At 62.9% G+C, this 26,536-nt stretch carries 22 protein-coding genes and 2 pseudogenes; 17 read left to right on the plus strand and 7 right to left on the minus strand.

Going from position 1 to position 26,536, the window contains the following annotated elements; all coding sequences use genetic code 11:
* The first annotated feature begins 18 nt into the window (after nucleotides 1–18).
* A complete protein-coding gene (locus tag ACP8ML_RS12040) occupies nucleotides 19–1,248 on the plus strand; it encodes an IS110 family RNA-guided transposase (protein WP_486702934.1) in 1,230 nt (409 codons plus the stop codon).
* A 360-nt stretch (nucleotides 1,249–1,608) separates the two neighbouring features.
* On the opposite strand, the gene ACP8ML_RS12045 is transcribed toward ACP8ML_RS12040, so the two are convergent.
* Both ACP8ML_RS12045 and ACP8ML_RS12050 read right to left on the minus strand, forming a co-directional pair.
* Nucleotides 1,609–2,118, minus strand: a complete 510-nt coding sequence (locus tag ACP8ML_RS12045; protein ID WP_486702958.1) for a GNAT family N-acetyltransferase — start codon at nucleotides 2,116–2,118, stop codon at nucleotides 1,609–1,611.
* Between the two features lie 564 nt (nucleotides 2,119–2,682).
* Nucleotides 2,683–3,663: an IS481 family transposase gene (locus ACP8ML_RS12050; RefSeq protein ID WP_486702959.1), complete on the minus strand. Its 981-nt coding sequence runs from the start codon at nucleotides 3,661–3,663 to the stop codon at nucleotides 2,683–2,685.
* Between the two features lie 224 nt (nucleotides 3,664–3,887).
* On the opposite strand from ACP8ML_RS12050, the gene ACP8ML_RS12055 reads away from it, so the two are divergent.
* Together ACP8ML_RS12055 and ACP8ML_RS12060 are read left to right on the plus strand one after the other, a co-directional pair.
* Complete coding sequence (locus ACP8ML_RS12055) at nucleotides 3,888–4,052, plus strand: SOS response-associated peptidase (RefSeq protein ID WP_216362428.1); 165 nt, start codon at nucleotides 3,888–3,890, stop codon at nucleotides 4,050–4,052.
* Complete coding sequence (locus tag ACP8ML_RS12060) at nucleotides 3,979–4,542, plus strand: SOS response-associated peptidase (RefSeq protein WP_486702960.1); 564 nt, start codon at nucleotides 3,979–3,981, stop codon at nucleotides 4,540–4,542. The genes ACP8ML_RS12055 and ACP8ML_RS12060 overlap by 74 nt, the downstream gene beginning before the upstream one ends.
* A gap of 33 nt (nucleotides 4,543–4,575) precedes the next feature.
* Here the strand turns inward: ACP8ML_RS12060 and ACP8ML_RS12065 are convergent, their stop codons facing one another.
* The 3 genes from ACP8ML_RS12065 to ACP8ML_RS12075 all read right to left on the minus strand — a co-directional run bounded on the left by ACP8ML_RS12065 (nucleotide 4,576) and on the right by ACP8ML_RS12075 (nucleotide 6,438).
* Nucleotides 4,576–5,316, minus strand: a complete 741-nt coding sequence (locus ACP8ML_RS12065; protein WP_065673317.1) for a LolA-like protein — start codon at nucleotides 5,314–5,316, stop codon at nucleotides 4,576–4,578.
* 112 nt (nucleotides 5,317–5,428) lie between these two features.
* The gene (locus ACP8ML_RS12070) at nucleotides 5,429–6,163 is read right to left on the minus strand and encodes a hypothetical protein (protein ID WP_081302634.1); all 735 of its coding nucleotides are present in this window, start codon (nucleotides 6,161–6,163) and stop codon (nucleotides 5,429–5,431) included.
* A gap of 149 nt (nucleotides 6,164–6,312) precedes the next feature.
* Complete coding sequence (locus ACP8ML_RS12075; protein ID WP_256998330.1) at nucleotides 6,313–6,438, minus strand: hypothetical protein; 126 nt, start codon at nucleotides 6,436–6,438, stop codon at nucleotides 6,313–6,315.
* Nucleotides 6,439–6,728: 290 nt separating this feature from the next.
* Between ACP8ML_RS12075 and ACP8ML_RS12080 the strand changes: the two genes are divergently transcribed.
* From ACP8ML_RS12080 to ACP8ML_RS12100, 5 genes and pseudogenes are all read left to right on the plus strand, one after another.
* Nucleotides 6,729–7,898 (plus strand): L,D-transpeptidase, encoded by a 1,170-nt coding sequence (locus tag ACP8ML_RS12080; protein ID WP_065673316.1) that lies wholly within the window; start codon nucleotides 6,729–6,731, stop codon nucleotides 7,896–7,898.
* A gap of 241 nt (nucleotides 7,899–8,139) precedes the next feature.
* Nucleotides 8,140–9,480: pseudogene (locus ACP8ML_RS12085) on the plus strand (SH3 domain-containing protein); the annotation flags it as partial.
* Between the two features lie 129 nt (nucleotides 9,481–9,609).
* Nucleotides 9,610–10,440, plus strand: a pseudogene (locus ACP8ML_RS12090) (septal ring lytic transglycosylase RlpA family protein); the annotation flags it as partial.
* A 304-nt stretch (nucleotides 10,441–10,744) separates the two neighbouring features.
* On the plus strand, nucleotides 10,745–12,031 hold the full coding sequence (locus ACP8ML_RS12095) for a citrate synthase (RefSeq protein ID WP_065673314.1): 1,287 nt from the start codon (nucleotides 10,745–10,747) through the stop codon (nucleotides 12,029–12,031).
* Nucleotides 12,032–12,318: 287 nt separating this feature from the next.
* Nucleotides 12,319–13,344: an adenosine deaminase gene (locus ACP8ML_RS12100; RefSeq protein ID WP_117188392.1), complete on the plus strand. Its 1,026-nt coding sequence runs from the start codon at nucleotides 12,319–12,321 to the stop codon at nucleotides 13,342–13,344.
* A gap of 66 nt (nucleotides 13,345–13,410) precedes the next feature.
* Here the strand turns inward: ACP8ML_RS12100 and ald are convergent, their stop codons facing one another.
* Entirely contained in the window at nucleotides 13,411–14,523 is a 1,113-nt protein-coding gene (gene ald / locus ACP8ML_RS12105) for an alanine dehydrogenase (RefSeq protein WP_117188390.1), read from the minus strand.
* Nucleotides 14,524–14,798: 275 nt separating this feature from the next.
* Between ald and ACP8ML_RS12110 the strand changes: the two genes are divergently transcribed.
* Together ACP8ML_RS12110 and ACP8ML_RS12115 are read left to right on the plus strand one after the other, a co-directional pair.
* A complete protein-coding gene (locus ACP8ML_RS12110) occupies nucleotides 14,799–16,301 on the plus strand; it encodes an amino acid permease (RefSeq protein WP_486702961.1) in 1,503 nt (500 codons plus the stop codon).
* A 427-nt stretch (nucleotides 16,302–16,728) separates the two neighbouring features.
* Complete coding sequence (locus tag ACP8ML_RS12115; protein WP_016666499.1) at nucleotides 16,729–16,944, plus strand: SOS response-associated peptidase family protein; 216 nt, start codon at nucleotides 16,729–16,731, stop codon at nucleotides 16,942–16,944.
* A gap of 100 nt (nucleotides 16,945–17,044) precedes the next feature.
* On the opposite strand, the gene ACP8ML_RS12120 is transcribed toward ACP8ML_RS12115, so the two are convergent.
* Entirely contained in the window at nucleotides 17,045–18,055 is a 1,011-nt protein-coding gene (locus tag ACP8ML_RS12120; RefSeq protein ID WP_117188388.1) for an Lrp/AsnC family transcriptional regulator, read from the minus strand.
* Nucleotides 18,056–18,356: 301 nt separating this feature from the next.
* Between ACP8ML_RS12120 and ord the strand changes: the two genes are divergently transcribed.
* The 7 genes from ord to ACP8ML_RS12155 are packed head-to-tail and all read left to right on the plus strand — an operon-like array spanning nucleotide 18,357 to nucleotide 26,444.
* Nucleotides 18,357–19,400 (plus strand): 2,4-diaminopentanoate dehydrogenase, encoded by a 1,044-nt coding sequence (gene ord / locus ACP8ML_RS12125; protein WP_486702962.1) that lies wholly within the window; start codon nucleotides 18,357–18,359, stop codon nucleotides 19,398–19,400.
* An 11-nt stretch (nucleotides 19,401–19,411) separates the two neighbouring features.
* Nucleotides 19,412–19,759 (plus strand): 2-amino-4-oxopentanoate thiolase subunit OrtA, encoded by a 348-nt coding sequence (ortA, locus tag ACP8ML_RS12130; protein WP_065673308.1) that lies wholly within the window; start codon nucleotides 19,412–19,414, stop codon nucleotides 19,757–19,759.
* The gene (ortB, locus tag ACP8ML_RS12135) at nucleotides 19,756–21,171 is read left to right on the plus strand and encodes a 2-amino-4-oxopentanoate thiolase subunit OrtB (RefSeq protein ID WP_065673307.1); all 1,416 of its coding nucleotides are present in this window, start codon (nucleotides 19,756–19,758) and stop codon (nucleotides 21,169–21,171) included. The genes ortA and ortB overlap by 4 nt, the downstream gene beginning before the upstream one ends.
* Nucleotides 21,168–21,590: a D-ornithine 4,5-aminomutase subunit OraS gene (oraS, locus tag ACP8ML_RS12140; protein ID WP_065673306.1), complete on the plus strand. Its 423-nt coding sequence runs from the start codon at nucleotides 21,168–21,170 to the stop codon at nucleotides 21,588–21,590. The genes ortB and oraS overlap by 4 nt, the downstream gene beginning before the upstream one ends.
* Nucleotides 21,587–23,923, plus strand: coding sequence for a D-ornithine 4,5-aminomutase subunit OraE (oraE, locus tag ACP8ML_RS12145; protein WP_221268513.1), 2,337 nt, complete (start codon nucleotides 21,587–21,589; stop codon nucleotides 23,921–23,923). The genes oraS and oraE overlap by 4 nt, the downstream gene beginning before the upstream one ends.
* Before the next feature lie 5 nt (nucleotides 23,924–23,928).
* Entirely contained in the window at nucleotides 23,929–25,359 is a 1,431-nt protein-coding gene (locus tag ACP8ML_RS12150) for a glutamate mutase L (RefSeq protein ID WP_065673304.1), read from the plus strand.
* On the plus strand, nucleotides 25,356–26,444 hold the full coding sequence (locus ACP8ML_RS12155; RefSeq protein ID WP_065673303.1) for an alanine/ornithine racemase family PLP-dependent enzyme: 1,089 nt from the start codon (nucleotides 25,356–25,358) through the stop codon (nucleotides 26,442–26,444). Before ACP8ML_RS12150 ends, ACP8ML_RS12155 begins: the two co-directional genes overlap by 4 nt.
* Nucleotides 26,445–26,536: the final 92 nt, after the last annotated feature.

Genomic DNA, 26,536 nt, shown 5'->3' on the forward strand with positions numbered 1-26,536 from the left:
GGAAGGATGGCGGTTGTCATGAATCAGGACAGCGGCTTCGACATCTGGTGCGGGCTGGACGTTGGCAAGACCGGCCACCACGCCTGCGCATTGGATGCTGCTGGCCGGAAGGTCTTCGACAAGCCCCTGCCCCAGGACCAGAAGCGCCTCGAGGAACTCTTCGACAAGCTCCAGACCCATGGCCGGGTCCTGGTGATCGTTGACCAGCCGAACACAATCGGAGCACTACCCATCGCGGTCGCCCGGTCCATGGGAATCCAGGTCGCCTACCTGCCCGGGCTGGCCATGCGCCGCGCAGCAGACCTCTACCCGGGCAACGCCAAGACCGACGCCCGCGACGCGTTCGTCATCGCCGACACCGCGAGGACCATGCCCCACACCCTGCGCCGGGTCGACGCCGGCGAGGAAACCCTCGCGGAGCTGAAGGTGTTGGTCGGGTTCGACGAGGACCTCGCCGCCGAAGCGACCCGGCTGTCGAACCGCATCCGAGGATTGCTCACCCAGATCCACCCGGCCCTGGAACGCGTTGTCGGACCCCGGTTGACCACCAAGCAAGGCCTCGCGGTGATCGAGCAGCTCGGCGGGCCCCAGGCCATGGCCGCTGCGTCGAAGTCCAAGCTGCTGCGGGTCATCAGCAAGGCCTACCCGCGCGGCGCCCAAGAGTTCGCCGATGCCATCACCACCGCCCTGGCCGAGCAGACCGTCATCGTTGCCGGAACCGCCGCAGCCGAGCAGGTCCTGCCCCAACTCGCTGCATCGCTGCGCCAGACGCTGGACCAGCGACACGCACTCGCGGCGCAGATCGAACAGGTTGTTGATGCTCACCCTCTTGCCGAGGTCCTGACCTCGATGCCAGGCGTCGGGGTCAGGACCGCAGCACGGATCCTGCTCGACGTCGGCGACGCCTCCCAATTCCCCACCGCCGGACACCTCGCCGCCTACGCCGGACTCGCCCCAGTCACCCGACGATCCGGAACCAGCATCCGCGGCGAGTTTCCCGCCCGCTCTGGCAACAAACACCTCAAACGAGCCCTGTTCCTGTCCGCCTTCGCCGCACTGCGCTCAGACCCCACCTCCAAGGCCTACTACGACCGCAAACGAGCCCAGGGCAAGAAGAAGCACAACCCCGCCCTCATCTGCTTGTCACGCCGACGCTGTGATGTCCTGTTCGCCATGCTCAAGAACCGGGAGCCCTACCGGGCCCCCACCCCAACGCGAGAGCCATCACCCCTGCCCCTCGCCGCTTGACGGGGAACATAGGGACACCCCCCTATCGGCAGCGCGAGGAACGCCACGGCGCGCAGCACGTTGGCGGTCGTGATGACGGATACTCGATTGTGACGATCGGCAACTACGCCCGCGAAGAGCCCGAAAAGGACCAATCCCGCGGACTCGGCCGCGGTCACGGCGCTCGCCTGCCATCCAGTTGCGCCAAGGGCGCCCACCGCGATGAGTGGCAGGGCAACGTCGGCCACCCCCTGCGAGAGCTCTCCGAGGCCGGAGGTTGCGGCTACCCGCCAAAACACACTTTTCGGAATTCTGGGTGTGGTAGTCATACATCTCTCTTCACTAGCTTACGGTCCGCCATGGATGGGATCGAGTGATGCTTCACCCGCCGAGCTTCATCTCGACGAAGTCGTATTCCCCGCCATTGGTCACCTGCTTGAAGTAGCGAATAACTTTGAACCCACTGGCCTCATACACCTTGATGCCCCGCAGATTAAATGACGCGACCGACAGGCGAATCTCCACGCCTGGGTATTCCTGGCGAATCCTCGCCAAATTGCACCTCATGAAGTTCCGCCCCAAACCGGCGCCGGTAAGGTCGGGGCGCATCCCTAGCCCAATCTCCAAACCATCGCCCCCTTCCGGAAAAGCTCCGGAAAGGAAACCGATAAGTTGACCGGCCTGCCGCACTTGAAGGAAGAATTCCGGCCACAGCTCGGGAGTAACGAATTCACGATAATCCCCGGGATCCGCCGTCATGTCATAGAAATCATAAGGAGGCGGGTATTTCCAATCATCCGCAATCTCTCGTGCGGTTGCCGCGTCCATAGGCATGTATACCAGGCCTTGATTGACCTGATCACGTACCACTAGGGGTGAACCTTGGCTCATTTTCTCTCCTGTGAGGGCGAAGGGAACAGATCCATCATGAGGCTAAGTGGGTGCAGGAAACAACGCTGATCGCTGCGTGGTCTCGCTGCAGCAAGACTTCGATATCGGCAGAACACGACCCGTCGGGGGACGGAGGGGATATGGATACCATCTCGGTGGCGAGGAGCCGGATCCAAGGAATCCGGGCACCAGCCTCCACCACCGAGAGGTGGACGACGGGCGTTTCGTCGGCCGCCCCGGTGGGGCTCGACCTTCGCAGCTGAGCCGATGCGACGTCGAAGCTCCAGTTCTCGACACGGTGGCGATCACCGCCCCCTGTAGCGGCCGGTAGGTCGCCACGCACATGCTTGACAACGGGCAACGTTCTCGCGTCATGTGCCTTGCCCCAGCGCTGCAAATGCTCGCGGAGCCGCTCGTACAACGCTTCTGGCGGACACGAGAACTCCAGCCGCCACCCGCCGGGAGCCACGGTTGCTCGGTCCGCCGATTGGGATGAGGACGAGGCCACGAGGGCGCTCCCGTCAGCAACCTGTGACGACGTCTCGCCAAACCCCGCACTGAGGTCTAGGTGTAATCGCCGGACAGGTTAGGTACGCGGTCGGCGGGTGATGTGCCTTTGAGCGCGGTGTGTCCGCGGTGGTGATTGTAGTGGTGCAGCCAGCCGGGAAGTTCGGCCAGGCGGTCGGTCTCGCTGGCGTAGGGCCGTGCGTAGGCCCACTCGGCGACCAGGGTCCTGGTGAACCGCTCGACCTTGCCGTTGGTCTTGGGCGTGTAGGGCCGGGTGTACTTGTGCATGATGTGGGTGTCTTTGAGTGCCCTGTTGAAGGCTTTGGACCGGTAGCAGGAGCCGTTGTCGGTCAGGACCCGCTTGACGGTGATGCCCTGGCTGGCGAACCAGGCCTGGGCCCTGGTCCACAACCCGGCGGCGGTGTCCTTGCGCTCATCGCTGAAGACCTCGACGTAGGCCAGGCAGGAGTAGTCGTCGACGGCGTTGTAGATGTAGTGATACCCACCCCCGCTGGCGGATCGGCCACGGTTGCGTACTCCTTGGGCGCATCCGACCATGCGGTGGCCGCCGCCGTCGGGGATCCGGCCCAGCTTCTTGATGTCGGAACCGGGGGTGTCGTGTTCGTAGCAGACGGGTGTGGGCCGGGCGCGTAGCCGGGCGCCGGTGGCCTTGTCGATCCAGGTCAGGGGTGGGCATCCGTAGCGTTGCAGGATCTTGCCGACAGTCGAGACGCCGAGGTGCTGGTGGCGTAGGTGGTAGGCGATGCGTGCTGGGCCCCACTGGTGGGTGATGCGCAATCCCACCACCCGTCGTTGCGTGCGACGGCAGACCCGTCGGGGCTGGTGGTGGGGTCGGCTGGAGTGATCACGCATTCCGGCCGGCCCGTGGGCGCGGTAGCGCTGTGCCCAGCGTTGGGCCGTGGTGACGCTGACGTTGAAGCGTTCGGCGGCCCGACGCAGGGGCCAGCCATCCTCGACGATGCAGCAGGCCAGGCGCAAACGTCCGGTTTCGGACAACGGGGCATTACGATGGGTCATGAGGGCCTCTTGAGAGTCGTGCTTTGTGTGGTAGCAACACACTCCACCCAGAGGCCCTCGCCCGTGTCCAGCCACAGCTGTCTCTGACCAGCCCGATGTACCTAACCTGTGTGGTGGTTACACCTAGCCAGGGTCATTACGCGACTCTTCCTCGTGATGCGCAGGTCCGACCAGCCGTGACCGTGGCAATCTGGTTCCACATGTGTGGACGTTTCAGTCTCGGGATGGACGGCGACCAGGTCGCGCGCCTCTATGGCAGTGACCTCGCCATCCCTTGGCAGCCGCGGTACTCCATCGCCCCGTCGACGATCGTCCTTGTCCTCCACCAGGAGGACGACACCCGGGTCCTCGCCCCCCGCGAGGTGGGGGTTCCGGCCTGGCTGGGCTAGGAATCCAGGACCCAGCCCCATCAACGCACGCCTCGAGACCATCGCCACCAATGGGATGTTTCGTACCGCGATGGCCTCCCAGCGCTGCGTCGTTCCCATGACGGGGTATTTCGAGTGGACCGGGGAGCGCGGTGACAAAATTCCCCACTACATACATGGGTCCGGACTCCTGAGTGCAGCAGCCATCGCCGCGACGCGAAAAATCGACGCCGGCTTTGAGACGACGGTGGCGATCATCACCGCTCCCTCCCGTGACGCCGCTGGCCAGATCCACAATCGGATGCCGGTCTTCCTCACCGACAATGACCTCGACGAATGGCTCGATCCTGCCTGCCTCGACGCGGCCCAGGCACGGGGACTGGCCGCCCACATCAGCAAGGCACGTGACTTGATCGCGAACGAACTGAAGGTCGACCGGGTCGATCGTCGCGTCAACTCGGTGAGCAGGATCGACCCGGCCGGCCCTTGTCTGATCGAACCGGTGGCCTGACGATTATCGTCAGGGGAAATCGGGAAGCAGCACTCAGGCGACCTTCGGCATCTCCACCTTCTCGTTGTACTTGGAGAAGGTGGCATCAACAGCCATGTCCCCGCCCTGCCCTGACGGCATCGACATCTTGATGCCCTTGAACCGCTTGGCATCGTCGAGCCAATAGGTGACCTTGCCAGTGGTCTTCTTCTGGCCAATGCTCGACGACGCGCTCGGGGTGGCACCACCGGAGGCCGCCGGAACGGTGGCGTCGTAACGATGGCCTCGGGATTCCTTGCCGACGTAAGTCAGGTTGTCGATCCCCTGGGTGAATCCAACCGCCATGTCGCCGGGATCGTTCTTCTTGCTCTTGGTCTGAGAGGGAGTCTTCTGCCATTTCGACCCCTGTTTGGTGTACGTCTGATCGTCAATGATCACCTGCTCGAGGGTCCCGCTCGACTCAGGGGTGGTCGTGACCATGTGAGCCTTGGGCTTGGAAGAATCCGTGCCGTCGTAGTCCGTGGTGGCCTTCATATTCATCTTCTGGCCATTCATCGAGCCGTCCAGAGAGGTCTCCATGCGGTAGGTCTTCACCGTCGCCATGGAGGTCTTGACCTCCTTGATGAACCTCGCCTTGTCGACCTTCCCCTTCTTGGACAGCGGGTCAGCTGCTGCGGAGCTGGTGTGACTGTCATCAGCCTTTGATCCACCATCACACGCAGTCAGAGACAAGCTCGTCGTTGCAACCAGGGCCAGGGCAGCAACCTTCAACGGGGTACCTGAAAACACTCGCATGCATTTGTCCGGCTGGGGGTGTGCCGGCCTTCCCACCCTCAATGTTAGGCGCTCCCTGGCGCAACTGGGTCGTCCCACCCTGACGGTAGGACGACCCAGAATCACTGATTCTTCATGAAACCTTGGGAATCCTGACGGGCTCCGCGAACTTCGACAGGGTCATGTCCATCGTGACGCCAGCCCCTTCGGCGCCCGTCGACATCTTCATCCCGACGACCCGCTTGGCATCGTCGAGCCAGTACGTCGTTTTCACCTTCTGATTCATGGTGGCGGTCGCCTCTCTCCCGCCCATCTTGGCCGGATCGAGCACGACGTCGAACCGATGCCCGCGGGGATCTTCACCCACATAGGTCACGGACTCCATCGCATTGGTGGACTCGCGGACGGTCTTCGCGACATCGGCCTGGCCCATACCGACACCAGTCTTGGAGCTCTTGACCCACTTCGATCCGCTCCTCTGGTAGACGTCCTTGCCCAGGATGACAACGTCTGCATCCTTCCCCTCATCGGGAGCAGACACAAGGACATGCGCCTTCGGAGCCGACTGATCATGGCCGTCGTAGTCGGAGGACAGCTTCATGGTGTGCTTCTCACCAGACATTGCGACACCCATGGAGCCTTCCATGTGGTACGTCCTCATCTTCTTTAAACCTTCGGTGAGATCATGAGAAAAATCATCCCTGTTGACTTTTCCCTTCGTGAAGATCGGATCCGGTGCAGGAGTAGGGGTTGCACTGGTGGCGACGCTTGTTGCCTTGTCGGCAGCCTTGGAAGGGTCGGAATTCCCACCACAGGCGGTCAAGGACAGACTGGCCGCAGCGATCGTAATGACAACAGCGGCCTTCACGGGATTACCTGAAAGAAATCGCATCTTCACATTCCGGCTAGGAGGGTGCCGGCCTTCCTGTCTGCATACTAGCTACGGGAATGTGTCGTGGCGAGATCCGTTCTCACTTCATTGCAACCGCACAGACAAGCTCCAACTGCCACCACGAATCACCGAGCCATGGCCCACGCCCACAGCCCGAGGATCGTCATGCCAATGATCGTCACGATGACGACGATCAGCCAGGTCAGCCAGTCGGGGCGCTGGCGGGGCGGGGTCGGGTCGCAGTCAGACATGAGATGCCTCCAGGTCAGTTTCACACGGTGATGTTCATGCAAGGGTATCTGGAGGCCATGACTGCCCCTCGTGAAAGGACCGTCCGAGGCTGATCAGCGGGCAGTGAACGTTCCCGTTTCGGCCCAGTTGACGTTTGGGAAGTCGCCGGTCCGGCGCTGTACGATATATCCCGTTCGTCTTCCCATCGAAATGGACCATGGCTCTCATTTCGCACACAAAACATGGAGGTACTGTGCCGTCGAGACTGACCCGGCGTTCGGTTCTGGCCACAGGTGCCGTGACTTTGCCAATGACCGTTGCAGCTTGCGCCAAGACGCCCTTGGACGAGGACGGTTCTGGTTCCGGCGGCAACGCCGGTGGGTCGTCCGCGACCCCGACGCCTACCCCAACCCCGACCCCAGCAGCTCTGACGATCACGTCGGACCACCCGATCACCGAGCTGCAGCCGGGCGACGCCCTGAAGTTCGCCGTCGCCAATGGCACCCTCAAGGACGTCAAGGTCACCGATAAGGACGACGACGAGGTGAAGGGAACCCTCAAGGACGGAATGTGGACCCCAGAGGAACCCTGGAGCCTCAACACCCATTACACCGTAACGGCGACCCTGACGAACACGGATTCCCATGCCGGACCGACGACAACCGTCACCAAGAAGGTCAAGAGCCTCGACGGCGACATCAACGTCGCCGAGATGCTCTACAAGGATGCCGCCGTCGGCGTCGGCATGCCTGTCATCATCAAGTTCCGCAAGGACGTCATTGACGCCGGCATGCGCGCCAAGATCCAGAAGGCGATGGAGATCGACGTCTCCCCCAAACAGGAGGGGTCGTGGGGGTGGCTTGACCAGTCCCAGCTCATGTGGCGCCCCAAGGACTTCTGGAAGGCCGGCACGAAGGTCAGCGTGCGCGGCAAGCTCAAGGGACTGCCCACGTCGAGCCATCGCTGGATCACCCGCAACGTCGAGGGTTCCTTCCGCGTCGGCGATTCCCGCATCCTGAAGATCTACATCAACAAACACAGGATGGACGTCGTCGTCAACGGCAAGGTTGCACGTTCCATCCCGGTGACGACGGGCAGGCCCGGCGGGAACACGACCACCCGATCTGGCACCAAGGTCATCATCGAGCGTGATCGCACCAGGATCATGGACTCCTCGACGGTCGGCTTCCCCAAAGGAAGTTCGGATTATTACCACCTCAAGGTGAAGTACGCCATGCGTCTCACCTACACCGGTGAGTTCATTCACGCCGCCCCATGGTCCGCAGGTTCTCTGGGTAGTGCCAATGTCTCGCATGGCTGCGTCGGAATGTCCACCGAGAACGCCAAGTGGCTTTTCAATCTCTGCGCGGCCGGGGATCCCGTCATCTGCACCGGATCCAACCGCCAGCTCAAGCCTCGCGAGGGCATCGGCTGCTGGTGCTACGACTGGAAGGGCTGGCAGAAGCTCAGCGCACTCTGAGTCGATTCCTCGATACATGGTGAAACCCTCTACCTCGATACAAGGTAGAGGGTTTCACCATGTCAGGGGGTCCTCACTCCTTGACGCCGTCTTTTGGCTTTACAGCGCGGTTCGCTACGTCAACCAGAGCACCTTGACGGCGGTTGCCGCGACACGCTCGAACCCTCAATGTCTTTGAGTCCATCGGTCGGCAATTCCTAATGTCCCACCCGTCCCGGAAACGCCGGGATCGAAAGCCCCGATGCCTTCATTGGCGAGAGGAAGTCACACCGTGATCCGCCCCAAGCGCTCAGTCCGAGGTGCTGCCGCCACCATCGCCCTCACCTCCGGTATCAGCGTTGTCGCACCCGCCGTCCTCGGCGCGGCCGCACACGCAGCGAACACGCAGACGATGTACGCGACAACGGATGTCAACGTGCGCTCTGCATCCTCCAACTCCGGCAAGGTGCTCGCCGTCATGGCCCGTGGCCAGTCGGTGCAGGTTACCGGCGAGAAGGTGCGCGGGTGGATCCCCGTCGCCGTGAACGGAACCACCGGCTGGATTTACCAGCGCTTCCTCACTGCGGAGAGCATCCGCCCGGTACGTTTTGGGTCCGACCCGCTCCCTGACACCATGATCGCGACCGTCCCGGTCAACGTTCGTGACGACTCCGCCAATGCCGGCAAGGTTCTCACCGTTGCCGAGCGTGGTCAGGAGGTTCAGGTCACAGGTCGTCCTGACGGCGGCTGGCTCCCTGTCTCCGTCAATGGCAAGTCGGGTTGGATCTACGGTCGTTACCTCACCACCGGCAAGTCAGCCCCCGCTCCGGCCAAGCCGAACACCGACACCAAGGGCGACTCGTCCACCAGCCGTGACACGAACCGTCCGGCCCTCGACAACGCTGCCACCCGCACCACCAGCGGCGTCAACGTGCGCACGGCTCCGTCTCCGTCCGGGCAGGTCATTGACCAGCTGGCTGACGGCGCCAGCGTCGAGGTCACCGGCGACGCCCGCGGCAACTGGGTGCAGGTTCGCGCCAACGGCCACACCGGTTGGGTCTACCGCACCCACCTGAGCGGCAAGGTGCCCGCCGCCCAGCCCATCAAGCACGCCGAACCCGTCAAGCACTCCAAGCCCGCCAAGTCCACCAAGCATGCCAAGGACGGCGCCTCCACCCACACCACCAGCGGCGTCAACGTGCGCACCGCCCCCACCCCCAAGGCCAGCATCGTCACCTCCCTGGCCGAAGGAACCGGCGTCAAGGTCACCGGCGACGCCCGCGGCAACTGGGTGCAGGTTCGCGCCAACGGCCACACCGGTTGGGTCTACCGCACCCACCTGAGCGGCAAGGTGCCCGCCGCCCAGCCCATCAAGCACGCCGAACCCGTCAAGCACTCCAAGCCCGCCAAGTCCACCAAGCATGCCAAGGACGGCGCCTCCACCCACACCACCAGCGGCGTCAACGTGCGCACCGCCCCCACCCCCAAGGCCAGCATCGTCACCTCCCTGGCCGAAGGAACCGGCGTCAAGGTCACCGGCGACGCCCGCGGCAACTGGGTCGAGGTCCGCGCCAACGGCCACACCGGTTGGGTCTACCGCACCCACCTGAGCGGCAAGGTGCCCGCCGCCCAGCCCATCAAGCACGCCGAACCCGTCAAGCACTCCAAGCCCGCCAAGTCCACCAAGCATGCCAAGGACGGCGCCTCCACCCACACCACCAGCGGCGTCAACGTGCGCACCGCCCCCACCCCCAAGGCCAGCATCGTCACCTCCCTGGCCGAAGGAACCGGCGTCAAGGTCACCGGCGACGCCCGCGGCAACTGGGTCGAGGTCCGCGCCAACGGCCACACCGGTTGGGTCTACCGCACCCACCTGAGCGGCAAGGTGCCCGCCGCCCAGCCCATCAAGCACGCCGAACCCGTCAAGCACTCCAAGCCCGCCAAGTCCACCAAGCATGCCAAGGACGGCGCCTCCACCCACACCACCAGCGGCGTCAACGTGCGCACCGCCCCCACCCCCAAGGCCAGCATCGTCACCTCCCTGGCCGAAGGAACCGGCGTCAAGGTCACCGGCGACGCCCGCGGCAACTGGGTCGAGGTCCGCGCCAACGGCCACACCGGTTGGGTCTACCGCACCCACCTGAGCGGCAAGGTGCCCGCCGCCCAGCCCATCAAGCACGCCGAACCCGTCAAGCACAAGGGTGGAGACACCAGCCGCGACACGACCCGTCCCTCGCGTCACCACGCCAAGGACGGTGACTCGAACAAGGGTTCGGGTCGCGCCGATGCACGCTGCGTCGCCTCGTTCTACGACGAGCCGCAGTCGACCGCCTCGGGCGAGCAGTTCAACCCGAACGCCATGACCGCCGCTCACAAGTCCCTGAGCCTGGGTACTCACATCCGCGTCACCAACGTCCGTAACGGTCGCTCGGTGGTCGTCCGGATCAACGACCGTGGCCCGTACGTCGCCGGTCGCTGCGTCGACCTTTCACGTGCCTCCTTCGCCGAGATCGCCGATCTCGGACAGGGAACGACCCCGATCACGTACACCGTCCTCGACTGATGACGAGGGACTGAGCCCAACTCCTCGTGGGGGTGGCTCGCCGATGGGCGGGCCACCCCGACGCGCGTCTCGTCAGCCGGGGGTCCGTCGGGCCGGTGTCGAAAACTGTCACCCGACCCGGGGAACCCTCAACCATGCCGACCAATATGCCGGTTTCTTGGTGATTTGCACCGGCGAGCCGTAGCCTTGGCTGTGCCATAGTTCACACCGTGGTGACGCTCGGGAACGAACCCGTAGTGCCACCCGTCCACGTATACCCGGCCACCGGTGATGTCCGGACGCGGCCGCCAGGAAGGATCGCACGATGGGTTCGAGTGCAAGGTTTGTCGACGAAGACACCCAACTCGATTTCGGCAAGGTTGTCGCCACTGACGGCCAGGTGGGTTACGACATCGGGGGTCTGCTCAACAAGACCGGCAACGTCATGATCGACCCCGGATTCGTCAACACGGCGTCCTGCGAGTCTCAGATCACCTACATCGACGGCGAGAAGGGCATTCTGCGCTATCGCGGCTACCCCATTGAGCAACTCGCCGAGCAGTCCACCTTCCTCGAGACCGCTTACCTCGTTCTCTACGGCGAACTGCCGAGCAAGGCCCAGCTGGAGGGATTCGAGGAACGAATTCGCCGCACCACCCTCATCGATGAGCGAATGCGAGACCTGTTCCGTTGCTTCCCTCGTCGCTCCCACCCAATGCCCGTGCTCGCCGCCGGCATCATGGCTCTGTCGACCTTCTCCCAGAAGTCGTCGGGAACTGATCCCGATCAGATTGAGGCTGCAACCACCCGTCTGATCGCCAAGGCCCCGACCCTGGCTGCTTTCGGTTACAAGAACTCGATGGGCCAGCCGACCCTGTACCCAGACAACTCGCTGAGCTACGTCCAGAACTTCATTCGAATGAGCTTCGGCTTCCCGACCGAGCCGTACGAGTTCAACGACGAGATCACCAGGGCTCTGGAGACTCTCCTCATCCTGCACGTCGATCACGAGCAGAACTGTTCGACCTCGACCGTTCGCATGGTCGCCTCGTCGGGTGCGAACATGTACGCCGCAGTGGCCGCCGGCGTCAATGCGCTGTCCGGCCCGAAGCACGGTGGCGCAAACCAGGCCGTCCTCGAGATGCTGCAGTACATCCGTGACTCCGACATGACGACCAAGGAGTTCGTCCGCAGGGTCAAGGACAAGGAGTCCGACATCAAGCTGATGGGCTTCGGCCACCGTATTTACAAGAATTACGATCCGCGAGCCGCCATCATCAAGAAGCATGCCGATCGCATCATGGAGCTCCACACCGGTCGCGAGGACCTCCTCGAGATCGCCAAGGAACTCGAGGAGACCGCTCTGAGCGACGACTACTTCAAGGAGCGCAAGCTCTACCCGAATGTCGATTTCTACACCGGTCTCATCTACGAGGCCATGGGCTTCCCGATGAACATGTTCACCGTACTGTTCGCCCTGGGTCGTCTGCCTGGCTGGATTGCCCAGTACCGCGAGCAGGTGGCCACCGGCGGAAACAAGATCTGGCGTCCGCGTCAGATCTTCACCGGAGCTGACCTGCGCGACTACGTACCGCTGGATCAGCGCGCCTGAGTGTGCAAATGGCCCCGGGCCTTCGGCTCCCGGGGCCATTTCATGACTGATGCTCCGGCAAGCGGCAACCCTTGGAGCGTTGCCCGGCACCGGCACCCACCCGGACCACCAGTTTCCTCCGCCAGGCTGACGCCACTCCCCACCTCCCATGACGATTTTCGTCAGTTCCCCGAGCCGCGCGTCATTCCAGAGCCAGGACCACCCCTGTGACGGGGAATTTCGCGCATCAGCTCTGGGATTGCCGAAGGCGACTTCGGAACGGAAGCACCGTCGATAGACTCCGGCGCATGGATTCGGCTGAAGCGATGAGTCTCCCCAAGGTCGTGTTGCACGATCATCTCGACGGCGGGTTACGTCCGGCGACAGTTCTGGACCTCGCTGCCGAGCGCGGCCGACCCGTTCCTGCCAACACTCCCGAGGGGCTTGCCGAATGGTTCCTCGAGGCCGCTGACTCCGGTTCCCTGGCCAGATACCTCGACACTTTCACCGAAACCGTCGCCCTCATGCAAGATGCCCACTCTTTGCGCCGCATAGCGCGAGAATTCGTCGAGGACATGGCGGCCGACGGAGTCGTGTACGCCGAGACTCGATGGGCTCCCCAGCAGCATCTCGAAGATGGTCTGACCGCAGCGGACGCCACCGAGGCAGTCCAAGCCGGCCTCCTGGAGGGGATGGAGTCCGCCTCCAGGTCGGGCAAAACCATCATCGCACGACAGATCCTGTGCCTCATGAGACAGCTCGACGTCCCGGAAGACGTCGTCGACCTCGCCGTCAACCATGCTCCGGGGGTCGTGGGGGTCGACATTGCTGGCCCTGAGGACGGTTTCCCCCTGGCCCCGTTCACCGATGCCTTGAAGCGCGTCCAGGCAGCCGGAATCCACCTCACCGTCCATGCCGGCGAGGCCGCTGGCCCGGAGTCGGTTCGCGACGCCCTCGACCACGGGGCAGAGCGTCTCGGTCACGGAGTGCGCATCGTTGAGGACCGCGACGCATCCGGCTGGGGTCCGACAGCCCAACGGGTGCTGTCCCACCGGGTGCCGTTGGAGGTCTGCCCGTCGTCCAACACCCAGACCGGCATCTGTCGCAGGATTGCCGATCATCCGCTGTCGGTGCTGTGGCCGGCAGGGTTCAATCTCACCCTGAGCTGCGACAACCGCCTCATGAGCCGTACGACGACGTCCCGGGAACTGTCACTGGCGTCCCGGGTCCTCAACTGGAATCGCGACGATGCTCTCTCGGTGCAGCGCAGTGCCCTGCAGGCGGCCTTCTGCACCTCGGCCGATAAGAAGTCCCTCGCACCCCTGCTGGTGTGAGACTCGCGTCTGGACATGGTCATGGGGCGGTATCTCTGAGATACCGCCCCATGACCATTCAGCACCTCAGAGAAGTTCGGAGATGCAGGAGACGTCCATGTCAAGAGCTTTCCCTACGCCAGCGGTGTAGAGCCTGCCGTCGTGAGTCGTCAGGCCACGAGCCAGCTCCTTGCGCTTCTTGCAGGCATCCTTCCAACCTTCCTCGGCGATAAGGACCGCGTAACGCATGGTGGCGTTGGTCAGTGCGTAAGTCGAGGTGTGCGGGACAGCACCCGGCATGTTGGCGACGCAGTAGAACACCGAGTCGTGGACCTTGAAGGTCGGCTCGGCATGGGTCGTCGGGTGGGAATCCTCGAAGCAGCCGCCCTGGTCGATGGCGATGTCGACGAGCACCGAGCCCGGCATCATCTGCGAGACGGTCTCGTTGTCGACCAGGTGCGGGGTACGAGCGCCAGGGACCAGCACGGATCCGATGACCAGATCCGACTCCTTGCAGGCTTCCTTGACGGCCAGCGGGCTGGAGAACTTGGTGCGGATACGTCCGCCCGTCACCTCGTCGATGTAGCGCATGCGGGCGACGTTGACGTCATAAATGGTGACGTCGGCGCCCATGCCGTCAGCAACGCGAGCAGCGCAGAATCCGGCAACGCCACCGCCGAGCACCGTCACTCGACCGTTGCGGACACCGGAGCCACCGCCGATGAGCACGCCATTTCCGCCGGCAGGTTGCATGAGACAGTTCGCACCAACCTGGGCTGCGAGTCGGCCGGCAATTTCCGACATCGGGGACAGCAACGGCAGAGAGTGATCGTCCATCTCGACGGTCTCGTAGGCGATCGAGGTGACCTTGCGCTTCAAGAGCTCCTCGGTGAGCGGACGATCCGCAGCCAGATGCAGGTAGGTGAAGAGGGTCAACCCCTCATGCATACGGTGATACTCGTCCTCGATGGGCTCCTTCACTTTCAGGATGAGCTCAGCGTCGTCCCACACCTTGTCGACGTCGTCGATGATCTTTGCGCCAGCGTCTTCGTACTCGTCGTCCGGGATCCCCGAACCCAAGCCTGCGCCAGCCTGCACCAACACCTCATGCCCATGACTCGCCAACGAATGGACGCCCGCGGGCGTAATGGCTACGCGGAACTCATTGTTCTTGACCTCTGTGGGAATACCAACACGCATACCTTCTGCTCCTTTGCAGTCATCGCCGAGAGGATCCTCGGGGGATCAGCACCGGTGCCGATCCATAACCGATCATACGCGTCTTCTCATGGCATTGCCTTAGTAACCTCATCAGCATCGCATGATGTTCTTGAGTCCATGTGGTATCTGCCACATCTGAAAATTTTTTTATCGACTAACAGTCCCGGTTGACCTGCATGGCTTCTAGAATAAGCACAATTCTCTGTTCAGCAACGATGCTGGCGGAGAGCACCGTCGATACCGGGAGTGCGTAGATGAGTCACATAGATAACGCCGCCCAGGCGACAGCTCAAGCTGGAGAGCCAACTGATGGAGAGCCCCAACTTCAGCGCGGCCTCAAGAACCGGCACCTCCAGCTCATTGCCATCGGTGGCGCCATTGGAACAGGCCTCTTTCTGGGATCCGGAAAGACCATCTCCCTTGCAGGGCCGTCCATCTTGCTGGTCTACCTCATCATCGGAGTAGTGCTCTTCTTCGTCATGAGGGCGATGGGAGAACTATTGCTGTCAAACCTGGCTTACAAGTCCTTTGCCGACTTTGCAACAGACCTCATTGGCCCCGGAGCCGGGTTCTACATGGGGTGGACATACTGGATGTGCTGGGTAGTCATAGGTAACGCCGACACGATCGCAATATGTGGATATCTGGCTGCCTGGTTCCCTAATCTCGACAAATGGATACCAGCCACATGTATCGTCTTACTACTGACCTGTCTTAACATGGTCGCAGTAAAACTCTTTGGCGAGATGGAATTTTGGTTTGCGATGATTAAGATCGTCACTATCATCGCGTTGATCCTAGTCGGATGCTACCTTGCGATCACCGGATTCCAGCCACCCCGCAGCGGAGCACCAGCCGCGTCATTTTCTCACTTGTGGGACCGCGGCGGGTTCTTCCCCACCGGGTTCATGGGTTTCATAGCCGGTTTTCAGATCGCCATCTTCTCTTTCCAAGGTATTGAAATGGCGGGAACTGCGGCAGCTGAGACGGCCGACCCCGAACACAATCTTCCCAAGGCCATCAATTCGATTCCGGCTCGTATCCTTATCTTCTACGTGTTAGCCCTCGGCGTCATCATGGCAGTACAACCATGGGATCTCATCAACCCACAGGCAAGCCCTTTCGTCGAAATGTTTAGCTTTATTGGGATCCTCATCGCCTTCCACATCGTCAACTTCGTGGTACTCACTTCAGCGGCATCCTCAGCAAACTCGGGGGTCTTCTCAACATCTCGTATCCTCTACGGACTAGCACGCGAGAAAGATGCACCGCCAATCTTCGCCAAGTTGTCCAGCCACCATATTCCTCGCAACGCTCTCATCCTCACGGCGATATGCATCTCGCCGGCCATCATCCTCGTGACCCTTGAAGATTCGGTCATGGATGCGTTCTCCCTCGTGGCAGGCGTCTCATCAGTGCTCTACCTGTCGGTGTGGGGACTTATCTTGGTCTGTTACCTCAAGTATTTACGCAAACATCCCGAACGCCATGCCGAATCAGCCTTCAAGATGCCCGCCGGCCGCGTCATGTCGTGGGTCGGCATCATCTTCTTCATTACCATTCTCATCATGTTGGGTTTTTCGGAAGACTCTCGTCAGGCCCTCATTGCTGCTCCTATCTGGGTGATATTTATGATGGTGCTGTATCGCCTTTTGGCTTCTACTCGCGCTAATCACACTCGTATCGACTTCGACGCCGAGCGAATCCGTGCCCTCGAGGAGCTCCACCACATGCAGGATGACGAGCACCAAGTCTGACCGTGCATGTGGTCCGCATCTGTGGACGGTTCAGCCTCAGCATGGACGGCGACGAAATCGCAGACTTCTACCACGGCAATCTCACGGTGTCATGGTGCCCGAGGTACTTCATCGCTCCATCGGAGGGGTCGCCCCGGCTCTTCACCGGGGCGACTCGCGAGTCCGTTCTCCAGTGAGGTGGGGCTTTCGGCCCGGTTGGGCGAATGAACCCGGGGCACATCCCATCAGCGCTCGGCTCGAGACCGTCACATGAATGAAATTTCCGTGAGGTCACGGTCTCCCAGTGGTGTGTCGCTCCCATGACTGGTTACTTCGGGTGGATCGAGAAGCGCGGTGACAAAATCCCCATTACACACACGGGTCTGGGGTCTCAAGTGCTGCAGCTACCGCCCCGACGCGAAAAATCGCCAACGGATCCGAAACGGCGATGGTGATCATCGCCGCGCTTTCCCGCGATGCCTCCGAGCAGATGCATGACAGAATGCCAGTCTTCCTCACCGAAAAAGATCTTGGCGAGTGGCTCGATCCTGGCCACCTTGATTCTGTTCAGACGCGTGGTTTAGCCACCCACATTAGTGAGACGCGCGACACGATCGCACACGAGCCGAGGGTCAACCAGCTGTGGGTAACACCTAGAGAATAAGCACTTGCACGGCTCAACCCAACAGCCAGCAAGGCAATCCCTTGACTCTTTCAAAAGCGTCCGGCAAACCTCGAGATCCGTTCATCCGGAGCTGGCACTGTTAGTGATCGCCTCTCTCGTAATCCCCGATCAGCGGAGGGCAGATGAACTCCCCGGTGGCACGGCCGGTACGGCCCAGAATCCATCCCATCGACTTGTGACTACGCATGTAGACGATGGTTTCAGCCGGAGCAAGACCTGGTATCACCTCCGCGATCGCCGACTCGATCATGCCGATCCCGTTCTGGCGCTCCACCCTGAAGTTCACCCGCAAATTATTGTTGCCAGTGATCCACATGCACGACCGCAGCGCCGGTTGCTGACGCAGCAACTCCAGCACTCTCGTCTTGTGATTGAGGGGGATGGTGGCCGTCCAGGTGCACTCCAAATTCCACCCGCCCAGCTCCGGGGAGACGTCACATCTGAGCTGGATCTTCCGGTTGGTGAGCAGTTTTTGCAACCGGCGATGCAGGGTGCTGGCCGGAATGTCCAGGGTCCTGGCCAGGGAGGTCGCACTGGCACGTCCATCAGCCGCAAGCAACTGGGCCAGCTCACGATCCAGATCGTCTGGTGGCAGCATCCACAGCTCCCCTGACTGCGGGCCCCTGGCGAGGATTTTCTCCGACTTGTTGAGGGCATTGATGTGCCAGGTGTCCGACCCGATGACCACCGACGTCACCAGCGCGCTACGTGACCCATGGACACCGCGCAGCCCACCGATCCAATCGATGACCATGTCGGAGAGAGTGGGGAGATCGGGTGCCACCACGGTGAGCAACAGGTCACGATCCCCTGTCGTCTCGTCGACGCTGACGATCATCGGATTCGCGCACAAAGTCTTGATGACCTGGGGCAGGCTCTCGGTGTGACAGTCAACCTCGACGATGGCCGTCATCTGCTGATTGAGGTTCGGACAAGCGGTTATCCAGGCGATTCCGTCATCAACGAGACGCTGCCAACGGTGGGCAACGGTCGTTGGTGACACACCCAGGACCTTGCCCACCTTGGCCCAGGTGGCGCGCGGGTCGATCTGCAGGACATTGACAAGCCGCCGGTCCAGCTCTTCGTACATGTGTCTCCTTCGCCGCCGTTGGGAGGATCTCCAACAGTTTGTCACCTCGATTGGAATAATGTGTGGCCACCCTCCCAGTTCTGCGCACATCTGGAGTACGGGACATTGCACAAACGTCCAGTGACAAAGTAGAGCCCGGACGGATCAACGAAGAACCGTCGACCTGCACGAACGCAGGCCAGGGCAGGCCCCCTTCGACTGCAGAAATGCCTCCAGCACAGTGCTTGCACGGTGCCAGACAGTGACCAGTAAGGAAGTCGGCTCGCTTCAGCACCAGACATCGTCGTCAGGAGGAACCACAATGACCGCCACCAATCCCATCCGAGTCGTCCAGTGGGGTCTGGGAGCTATGGGCCAAGGAATGGCCAAACTCATCGCGTCCAAGGATGGACTGGATCTTGTCGGGGCCATCGACGTCAACCCGGCCCTGGACGGTAAGGATGTCGGCGAAGTGGTCGGCATCGATTCCCTCGGAGTCCATGTCACGACCGATCCCTCCACCATCCTCGACTCCGACAAGGTCGACGTCGTCACGATCGCCACCACCTCGTGGGTACGCGACCAGATTGCTGACCTTCGCACCATCATCACTGCCGGAGTCAACGTCGTCAGCATCGCCGAGGAGATGTCCTGCCCCGAGGCCCAGAACCCCGAGATGGCCAAGGAACTCGACGAACTCGCCAAGTCGCACGGCGTCTCAGCTGTTGGTGTTGGCGTCAACCCCGGATTCGTCCTCGACCACCTCGTCGTCGCCCTGTGCTCCGGCAGCCAGGAGGTCACCCACATCGAGGCCCGCCGCGTCAACGACCTCGCCCCCTACGGCGAGACCGTGCTTCGCACCCAGGGCGTCGGCACCACCCCCGAGGAGTTCAGGGCCGGAGTCGCCGACGGCTCCATCGTCGGCCACGTCGGCTTCCCGGAATCCATCCGACTCCTCAGCGACGCCCTCGGCCTCGGGGTCGACTCGGTCGAGCAGAACATCGAGCCCATCATCGCCAAGGTTGCCCGTCCTGCCCGCGACCGCACCGTCGAGCCGGGTCAGGTCGCCGGGTGCAACCACACGGCAGTCGGCCGTCGCGGGGGCCAGGAGGTCATCCGACTCATCCATCCGCAGCAGGTCGCCCCGGAGGCCGAGGGACAGGAGACCGGCGACTTCATCACCATCACCGGCGTCCCGGACATCTCGATATCGACCGGACCGGAGATCGCTGGCGGCAAGGCCACCGCGGGTATCTGCGTCAACACCATCCCACGCATCGTCGCCGCCACCCCCGGCCTCAAGCGCATCATCGACCTGCCCTCGCCGTGTGCCCTCATGGGACCGTCGGCCTACGAGCGTCGCTGAGCGAGGTCATCATGGCAGAGACTCCCAACACCACCCCGCAGGCGGACGGCCCGGTCCCCGAGGGCACCTGGGTGGAGGTTCGCACCATCATCCTGCAGCCTTCCGAACGCGCCGCCGTCGTGCCGGCTGACACCGCCGCCACTCCCCTCGTGCAGTGGATCAGTGGATTCCTCGACGAGGAGGCGCACATCGGCGACGAGGCCACCATCACCTCGATCATCGGACGGCATCACACCGGTGTCCTCGACCGCGTCAATCCCAGCTACAGCCACAGTTTCGGCCACACCGTGCCCGAGCTGTTGTCGATCGGCACCATGCACGAATCCATCACGTCCCACGGGAAGGAGGACCGGTCATGAGCAACTCCTATGACGACGTCATGGCTCGCCGCAGCGAAATCATGCGACGTGCCCTGTCTCTGGACTACGACAGCTTCCAGCGCGGTGACCTGGCCTTCGACTACGACGCCCTGATGTCCTCCACCGGTTACGACCTCGACGACGTCGCTCGCATCCAGGCCGAGACCAAGGTGGGTCACACCCCGCTGTACGAGCTGCACCGTCTGACCGAGGCCGTCCGCGAGATCGCCCGACCTGGCAAGGGAGCTCGGATCCTCCTCAAGGACGAGGCCGCCAATGCGTCCGGCAGCTTCAAGGCTCGTCGTGCATCCCTGAGCGCCCACGAGGCGGAGGTCAAGGGATTTGCCGGCATGGTTACGGCCACCAGCGGAAACTACGGTGCCGCCGTCGCCTCCCAGGCCGCTCAGCACGGACTGGCCTGCATCGTCATCCAGGAGATCTACGACTCCCACCACGTGGGCCAGCCGGAGATCGTCGAGAAGTCCCGGGCCTGTGAGGCCTACGGCGCCGAAGTGATCAAGCTGACGGTCGGGCCGGAGCTTTTCTACGTCCTGCTGCGTACCCTGGAGGACACCGGCTACTTCAACGCCAGCCTCTACACGCCGTACGGAATCGCGGGCATTGAGACCCTCGGCGCCGAGATCGGTCACGAGGTACAGCAGCGTTACGGACGCCAGCCCGACGCCGTCGTGGTCACCAATGCCGGTGGCGGCAACATCACCGGAACTGCCCGCGGCCTGCGCAAGGTGGGCTGTGACGAGACCGAGGTCGTCGCCGTCTCGGTGGATCTCACCGGATTGCACATGGCCTCCGACCACGACTTCAACAACAAGTCGTTCACCACCGGCCACACCGGTTTCGGCGTGCCGTTCGCCACCTGGCCCGACCGCGTTGACGTCCCACGCAACGCCGCTCGTCCGCTGCGGTACATGAATGGCTACCATCTGGTCTCCCAGGGCGAGGTCTTCTACATGACCGAGCTCCTGACGAAGATCGAAGGTCTGGAGCGGGGCCCGGCCGGAAACACCAGCCTGACGGCCGCGGTCGCCATGGCTCGTCAGATGGATCGCGACCAGATCGTCGTCGTCCAGGAGACCGAGTACACCGGCGCCGGAAAGCACCACAACAGCCAGCTGTCCTTCGCCCGCTCGCGCGGTATCGAGGTCCGCCGTGGCGACCCTGCCGGCAACATCCCCGGCAAGGCCATCGTCATTCCGGAACGCCTCGACCAAGTCGGCACCCGTGCCCTCGACCTCGACAAGCTGCGTCGCAGCTACCTGCGCCATGCCAGCCAGGTGATGCCCCCCGACAAGTGGGGAGACGCCGAGCTGGAGTTCCTGGCCGACGAGACCAACACCACCACCGATGCCGTCCGCCAGATCGGCGCTGATCTGGCCAAGGAAGGAGCATGATGTCCGACCCGGATCAGGAGCGCGTCGAACGCTACGAGGCCCTGCGTGCCGAGCTCGCCGACCTCGATGACGCTGCTATCAAGGAACGCTTCTGGCAGCTGTGCGAGCAGGTCATGACCCCGGTCGTCGACCTCGCCCGCACCCACACCACGCCGTCGATCGAACGGTCCGTCCTGCTGCGCATGGGGATCGACTCCGTGACGACCCACGCCGTCGTCGAGAACGTCTTCGCAGCAGGACTGGGCGGCAAGGGAGCCGGCCACGCCGTACTGCGACTGTCCCGTCGTGACGGCATGGACCTGCGCGACGCCGCCACCCGAATTGCCGAGGACCCCAAGGCCCTCGACGGACTGTTCGACGGCAGCCCACTGCCCCCGGCAATGGCACCGACGGAATCCGAGGAAGGAGTCCCGGCATGACCATCCAAGACCCGTGCCTCCACCACAAGCACGCTCAGGAACGCGAGCAGCTCGACCCCATGGACTCGCCGCGTGAGTCCACTGTTCCGCCTGTCGAGTCGACGGAGCCCACTGAGCCCCGCCCCGAGCAGGAGTCCCTCGGCCCGGACACCAAGCTTGACGTCGAGGAAATCCTCACCGACCTCGAGCACTATCACCCCCGTCGCAAGGGATGGACCTGGCGCAACGTCCCGGGGGAGGGAGTCGACATGGGCGACTTCCACTACCGGAACATGTCCACCCCGCTGAAGCGGAGCATGCCCCTGCCCGCCGCGGAGTACTTCGAGAACATAGATCCCCAGCCGGCCCCAGTCGTCACCTCCGAGATCGCCTCCGGACATTTCGAGGATGACCTGCGCCGCATGAGGATGGCCGCCTGGAACGGTGCCGACCACATCATGGTCATCCGCACCACCGGACAGAGCCACATCGACGGGCTCCTCGAGGGCACCCCGGAAGGCATTGGCGGCGTCCCGATCACCCGCAAGCAGCTGCGCGCCAGCCGCAAGGCCTGCGACCTCATTGAGGACGAGGTGGGACGCCCCATCAACTTCCACTCCTATGTCTCCGGAGTGGCTGGCCCTGAGGTGGCCGTCCTCTTCGCCGAGGAGGGAGTCAACGGTGCTCACCAGGACCCGCAGTACAACCTGCTGTACCGCAACATCAACGCCTACCGCAGCTACGTCGACGCCGGTGAGGCCAAGAAGGTGATGGCGGGAGCCCAGATCTTCCAGATCGACGGCGCCCACAACGCCAATGCCACCGCTCGCCATGGCTGGAAGGTCATGCCCGAGCTGATGGTCCAGCACGGTCTCAACTGCATATTCTCGGTGTTGGTGGGTATGCCGAAGGATCTCATCGGTCTGTCGACGGTCCCGCCGAGCGCTCCCCCGGCCCCGAAGCTCTGGTACGACCTGCCGTACGCGGTGGCCCTGCGTGATCTGTTCAGCGAGTACAAGATGCGCGCCCAACAAAACACCCGGTACATCGAGTCCGACCTCGCCGAAGCCATCCGCACCCACACCATCGACACCCTCATCTCGATGCTGACGAGCGCGGACATCCAGAGCACCATCACCCCTGACGAGGGTCGCAACCTGCCCTGGCACCACAACTCCATCCGTGGTGTCCAGACGGTCAAGCAGACCTGGGCCGCCCTGGACGGCATCAAGGACATGGTCACCATCAACCGTGAGGGGCCGCTGGGCGCCATGGTCCGCGACCTCAAAGAGAGGGCCATCGGGTTCCTTACCGAAATGTTGCACGTCGGTGGGTACTTCGCCGCCGTGGAGGACGGGTTCTTCGTCGACTCGGCAGAATTCCCGGAGCGCAACCATGACGGCATCGCCCGTGACGGCCAAGGCGGTATCGCCGAGGGAACCGTCGTCGAGCGTGACCCCGACTACCTCGCCCCGGTCTGCGACCATTTCGGCAACAACAACCTGCCTGAGGGGCTCGACAAGCCGTGTGACCTCATCGACGGCTGCACCCTGTGCAAGCCCGAGAAGATCGTCTACATCGACGAGCTCGACCCGAACGACTCCGCTGCCACCCGTCTGGCCCGGACCCGTCCGTTCCGCGACGGCACGGCACTGCGTCCGGAGGCCGAGTGGGCTGGCGACGGCGTCGTCCTGGTGCAGATGAACATCACCGCCTCGGAGGACATCGCCCGTGAGGCAGCTGTCGAGATGGCGCGCAAGATGGGCATCAACGACCCGCAGGTGTGCAACCTGCAGGTGCTGCACCCGGCCGAGGGATGCTTCGTCGAGGTCAAGGGCCAGGCAACCCACGTCGACGTCGACCCGTCCAAACTGACGATCCCCGAGAAGATCGAGCTGCTTCCTCCCGACGAACTGCGTCAGTACGTCACCGACCACGAGTTGTCGGTGGTTGCCGGCACCGTCGGCGAGGACGAACACAGCGTCGGTCTGCGCGAGATTCTCGACATCAAGCACGGCGGCATCGAGAAATATGGCGTGAAGTACCGCTACCTCGGGACTTCTGTACCGGTGGAGAAGATGGTTGACGCGGCCATCGAGAGCGGCGCCGACGCGATCCTCATCTCGACCATCATCAGCCACAACGACATCCATCGCACGATGATGCGCAAGCTGGCTGATCTGGCCACCGAGAAGGGCATTCGCGACAAGGTCGTGCTCGTCGCCGGCGGTACCCAGGTGAGCCGAGAGATGGCTGCCGAGACTGGTCTCGATGCCACCTTCGGACGCGGCACCAAGGGCATCGACGTCCTCGACGCCATCGTCCGCACCATGCGGGCCCGCGAGGAGGCCTGACAAAAATGACCGTGCTCACGACTCTGGAGATCGGCTCCACCATCACCAAGGCCAACGCCTTCAAGCTGGAGTCCGGGTTGTTGCACCACATCGGTCAGGGCTTCGCCCCCACCTCAGTGGCCGCCGGCGACGTGCGTATCGGCGCGGACGCTGCGATCGCCCAGATGAGTGAGCGGTGTGACCTACCGCTGGACGCCGGGGAGGTCTTCGTGAACTCCTCGGCAGCCGGTGGGTTGCGCATGAGCGTCCACGGTCTGACCAAGTCCATGACGGCCAGGGCTGCCCGCGAGGCAGCCCTGGGTGCCGGGGCCATCGTCACGATGACCACCGTCGGGGCGATGGACGAGTTCGATCTCGAGGATCTGCAGGAGAACAACCCCAACATCATCCTGCTGGCCGGCGGAGTCGACGACGGGGAGAAACGGACCGTGGTCGAGAACGCGAGGATCATCGCCTCTGCCAGGTTGGGGGTGCCGGTGATTTACGCCGGGAACTCTCGAGTCCGGAGACGGATCCAGGACATTTTTACCGAGGCAGGCCAGCCGCTGACATGCGTTGACAATGTCTTCCCTGATGTCGATGTTTTGCGCGTCGAACCGGTGCGAGCCGTCATCCACGACGTCTTCAATGACCACATCACCGCAGCACCGGGGATGCAGGGGCTGGCCAAAATGACCAGACACGGGATCCTGCCGACCCCGGGAGCGGTACTTCTCGCCACCGAGCTCTTCGCCGACGCGGTCGGGGACGCCGTGGTGGTCGATGTCGGTGGTGCCACCACTGACGTCCACAGTGTCACGGACGGGTCCTCGGAGTGGACTGCCCGAGTCATCGATCCGGAGCCGCGTACCAAGCGTACCGTCGAGGGGGACCTGGGAGTTTTCGTCAACGCCCGGCGGGTCGCTGCCATGACTGACGAGGGCGAGGACGAGGAGCGTCTGGAATGGTTGAGTGCCATTCCCAGTGATGAACGCGAAGCGGAAGTCACCCGATGGCTGGCTAAGGAGGCTGTTGAAATCGGGGTGGGTCGCCACGCCGGTACCGTGACTGAAATATTCACTCCCACTGGTAAGACCCAGGTGGTGCGTGGCAAGGACCTCAGTGCCGTGCGTTGGGTGGTGGGAACCGGCGGTGCTCTAACGCGAATTCCTGGTGGTGCGGACATCCTCCGTCGTATCTGCACCGGAGCTGGAGCCCAGCTGTTGCCGAGCCCCGAGGCCACCATCGTCATCGACCGCGACTATCGGTTCTCTGCCCTCGGAACGGTGGCCCAGTGCTACCGCGACGAGGTCCGTCAAAGCTTCGCAGCCTGGATCGACGCCATCACTGACAACACAGAACTGCCGGGTGACGAGGGGCCAGGCGTTAACGGAGACGTCCCCTCGCCCGACGTGACGAAAAACGACATCTCACATGGGATGGAAAGCACATCATGAACGGCCCCACACCCCGGTTGGAGATTTTCGCCGACCGGATTCACGACAACGCACGAGCAATCGTGCACCAGTGCGCCGACCACGGCATTCAGGTTGCTGCCGTCACCAAGGTCTTGCACGCCCACCCAGCCCTTTTGCGGGCTCTGGACGATACCGGTATCACGATGCTCGCCGATTCCCGGTTGCAGAACCTGCGCCGCATCGCTGAAACCGGAACCTCCCTGCCAACTCTGTTGCTGCGAGCCCCGGGACGTCACGACATTGACGCCGCCGTCCAGCTCGCCGACATTTCTCTCAACTCGTCGCTCATCACGATGACCGCATTGTCGGACGCCGCCGTCCGAGCGGGAACCCGCCACGGGGTGATCATCATGGTCGACGTCGGTGACCTGCGAGAAGGCGTCTGGCCGGACCATCTCGTCGAAGTGGTGTCTGCAGCGGCCAAACTGCCCGGGATCGACGTCAGGGGAGTTGGCACCAACCTCGCCTGCTATGGCGGAGTCCAGCCAAGTGCCGAGAACATGACCCGCCTGGTCCAGCTCCGCGACCTCGCTCGAGAGGCGACTGGTCTGGAACTCGGCCTCATCTCCGGCGGGAACTCGGCCAACCTCCCCCTCATGATGAGCGGAGACATGCCGTCGGAAATCAACAATCTACGTATTGGCGAGGCCATCATCCTGGGGCGTAACACCTTGGACCGGTCTCCGTGGCCAGGGACTTGCCAGGACACCATCCAAGTGGTCTCCGAGATCATCGAACTCGAGCGGAAACCGTCAATCCCGCTCGGCCGCACCGGCGAGGACGCTTTCGGCCAGCACGTCACTTTCACCGACCGCGGCGTTCGGCTGCGCGCCATCTGCAATCTCGGGCGTCAGGACGTCAACCCGTCTGATCTAACGCCCATTGATCCCGGGCACATCGTGCTTGGGGCCAGCTCGGATCACCTCATCGTCGACGTGACCGATTCTGGCAGCCCGGTTGAGATCGGGACCGAAGTGAGGTTCCGGCCGACCTACGCGGGCTTACTTGCCACCGCCACCTCCTCTGCTGTCTGGAAGGAAGCAGCTACTCCCCATCGCCTGTGAGGCGTCCGTTATCACGCTCAGTGGACAAAGGAGTTCCCCATGAGTGCACGAGAAACGCAATCCGGCGGCGCATCCCGCCGCAGCAATCTAAC

The organism is Cutibacterium sp. LaCa_255, assembly GCF_057458005.1.

Excerpts from the sequence above, each read along its gene's own strand:
- ACP8ML_RS12120 (WP_117188388.1), bottom strand. The coding sequence starts at position 18,055 with ATGTACGAAGAGCTGGACCGGCGGCTTGTCAATGTCCTGCAGATCGAC.
- ACP8ML_RS12080 (WP_065673316.1), top strand. The coding sequence starts at position 6,729 with ATGACCGTTGCAGCTTGCGCCAAGACGCCCTTGGACGAGGACGGTTCT.
- ACP8ML_RS12110 (WP_486702961.1), top strand. The coding sequence starts at position 14,799 with ATGAGTCACATAGATAACGCCGCCCAGGCGACAGCTCAAGCTGGAGAG.
- ortA (WP_065673308.1), top strand. The coding sequence starts at position 19,412 with ATGGCAGAGACTCCCAACACCACCCCGCAGGCGGACGGCCCGGTCCCC.
- ACP8ML_RS12040 (WP_486702934.1), top strand. The coding sequence starts at position 19 with ATGAATCAGGACAGCGGCTTCGACATCTGGTGCGGGCTGGACGTTGGC.
- ACP8ML_RS12150 (WP_065673304.1), top strand. The coding sequence starts at position 23,929 with ATGACCGTGCTCACGACTCTGGAGATCGGCTCCACCATCACCAAGGCC.
- ACP8ML_RS12050 (WP_486702959.1), bottom strand. The coding sequence starts at position 3,663 with ATGACCCATCGTAATGCCCCGTTGTCCGAAACCGGACGTTTGCGCCTG.
- oraS (WP_065673306.1), top strand. The coding sequence starts at position 21,168 with ATGATGTCCGACCCGGATCAGGAGCGCGTCGAACGCTACGAGGCCCTG.
- ACP8ML_RS12065 (WP_065673317.1), bottom strand. The coding sequence starts at position 5,316 with ATGCGAGTGTTTTCAGGTACCCCGTTGAAGGTTGCTGCCCTGGCCCTG.
- ACP8ML_RS12155 (WP_065673303.1), top strand. The coding sequence starts at position 25,356 with ATGAACGGCCCCACACCCCGGTTGGAGATTTTCGCCGACCGGATTCAC.
- ortB (WP_065673307.1), top strand. The coding sequence starts at position 19,756 with ATGAGCAACTCCTATGACGACGTCATGGCTCGCCGCAGCGAAATCATG.
- ACP8ML_RS12115 (WP_016666499.1), top strand. The coding sequence starts at position 16,729 with ATGGTGATCATCGCCGCGCTTTCCCGCGATGCCTCCGAGCAGATGCAT.
- ACP8ML_RS12095 (WP_065673314.1), top strand. The coding sequence starts at position 10,745 with ATGGGTTCGAGTGCAAGGTTTGTCGACGAAGACACCCAACTCGATTTC.
- oraE (WP_221268513.1), top strand. The coding sequence starts at position 21,587 with ATGACCATCCAAGACCCGTGCCTCCACCACAAGCACGCTCAGGAACGC.
- ACP8ML_RS12100 (WP_117188392.1), top strand. The coding sequence starts at position 12,319 with ATGGATTCGGCTGAAGCGATGAGTCTCCCCAAGGTCGTGTTGCACGAT.
- ACP8ML_RS12075 (WP_256998330.1), bottom strand. The coding sequence starts at position 6,438 with ATGTCTGACTGCGACCCGACCCCGCCCCGCCAGCGCCCCGACTGGCTG.
- ACP8ML_RS12055 (WP_216362428.1), top strand. The coding sequence starts at position 3,888 with ATGGACGGCGACCAGGTCGCGCGCCTCTATGGCAGTGACCTCGCCATC.
- ald (WP_117188390.1), bottom strand. The coding sequence starts at position 14,523 with ATGCGTGTTGGTATTCCCACAGAGGTCAAGAACAATGAGTTCCGCGTA.
- ord (WP_486702962.1), top strand. The coding sequence starts at position 18,357 with ATGACCGCCACCAATCCCATCCGAGTCGTCCAGTGGGGTCTGGGAGCT.
- ACP8ML_RS12045 (WP_486702958.1), bottom strand. The coding sequence starts at position 2,118 with ATGAGCCAAGGTTCACCCCTAGTGGTACGTGATCAGGTCAATCAAGGC.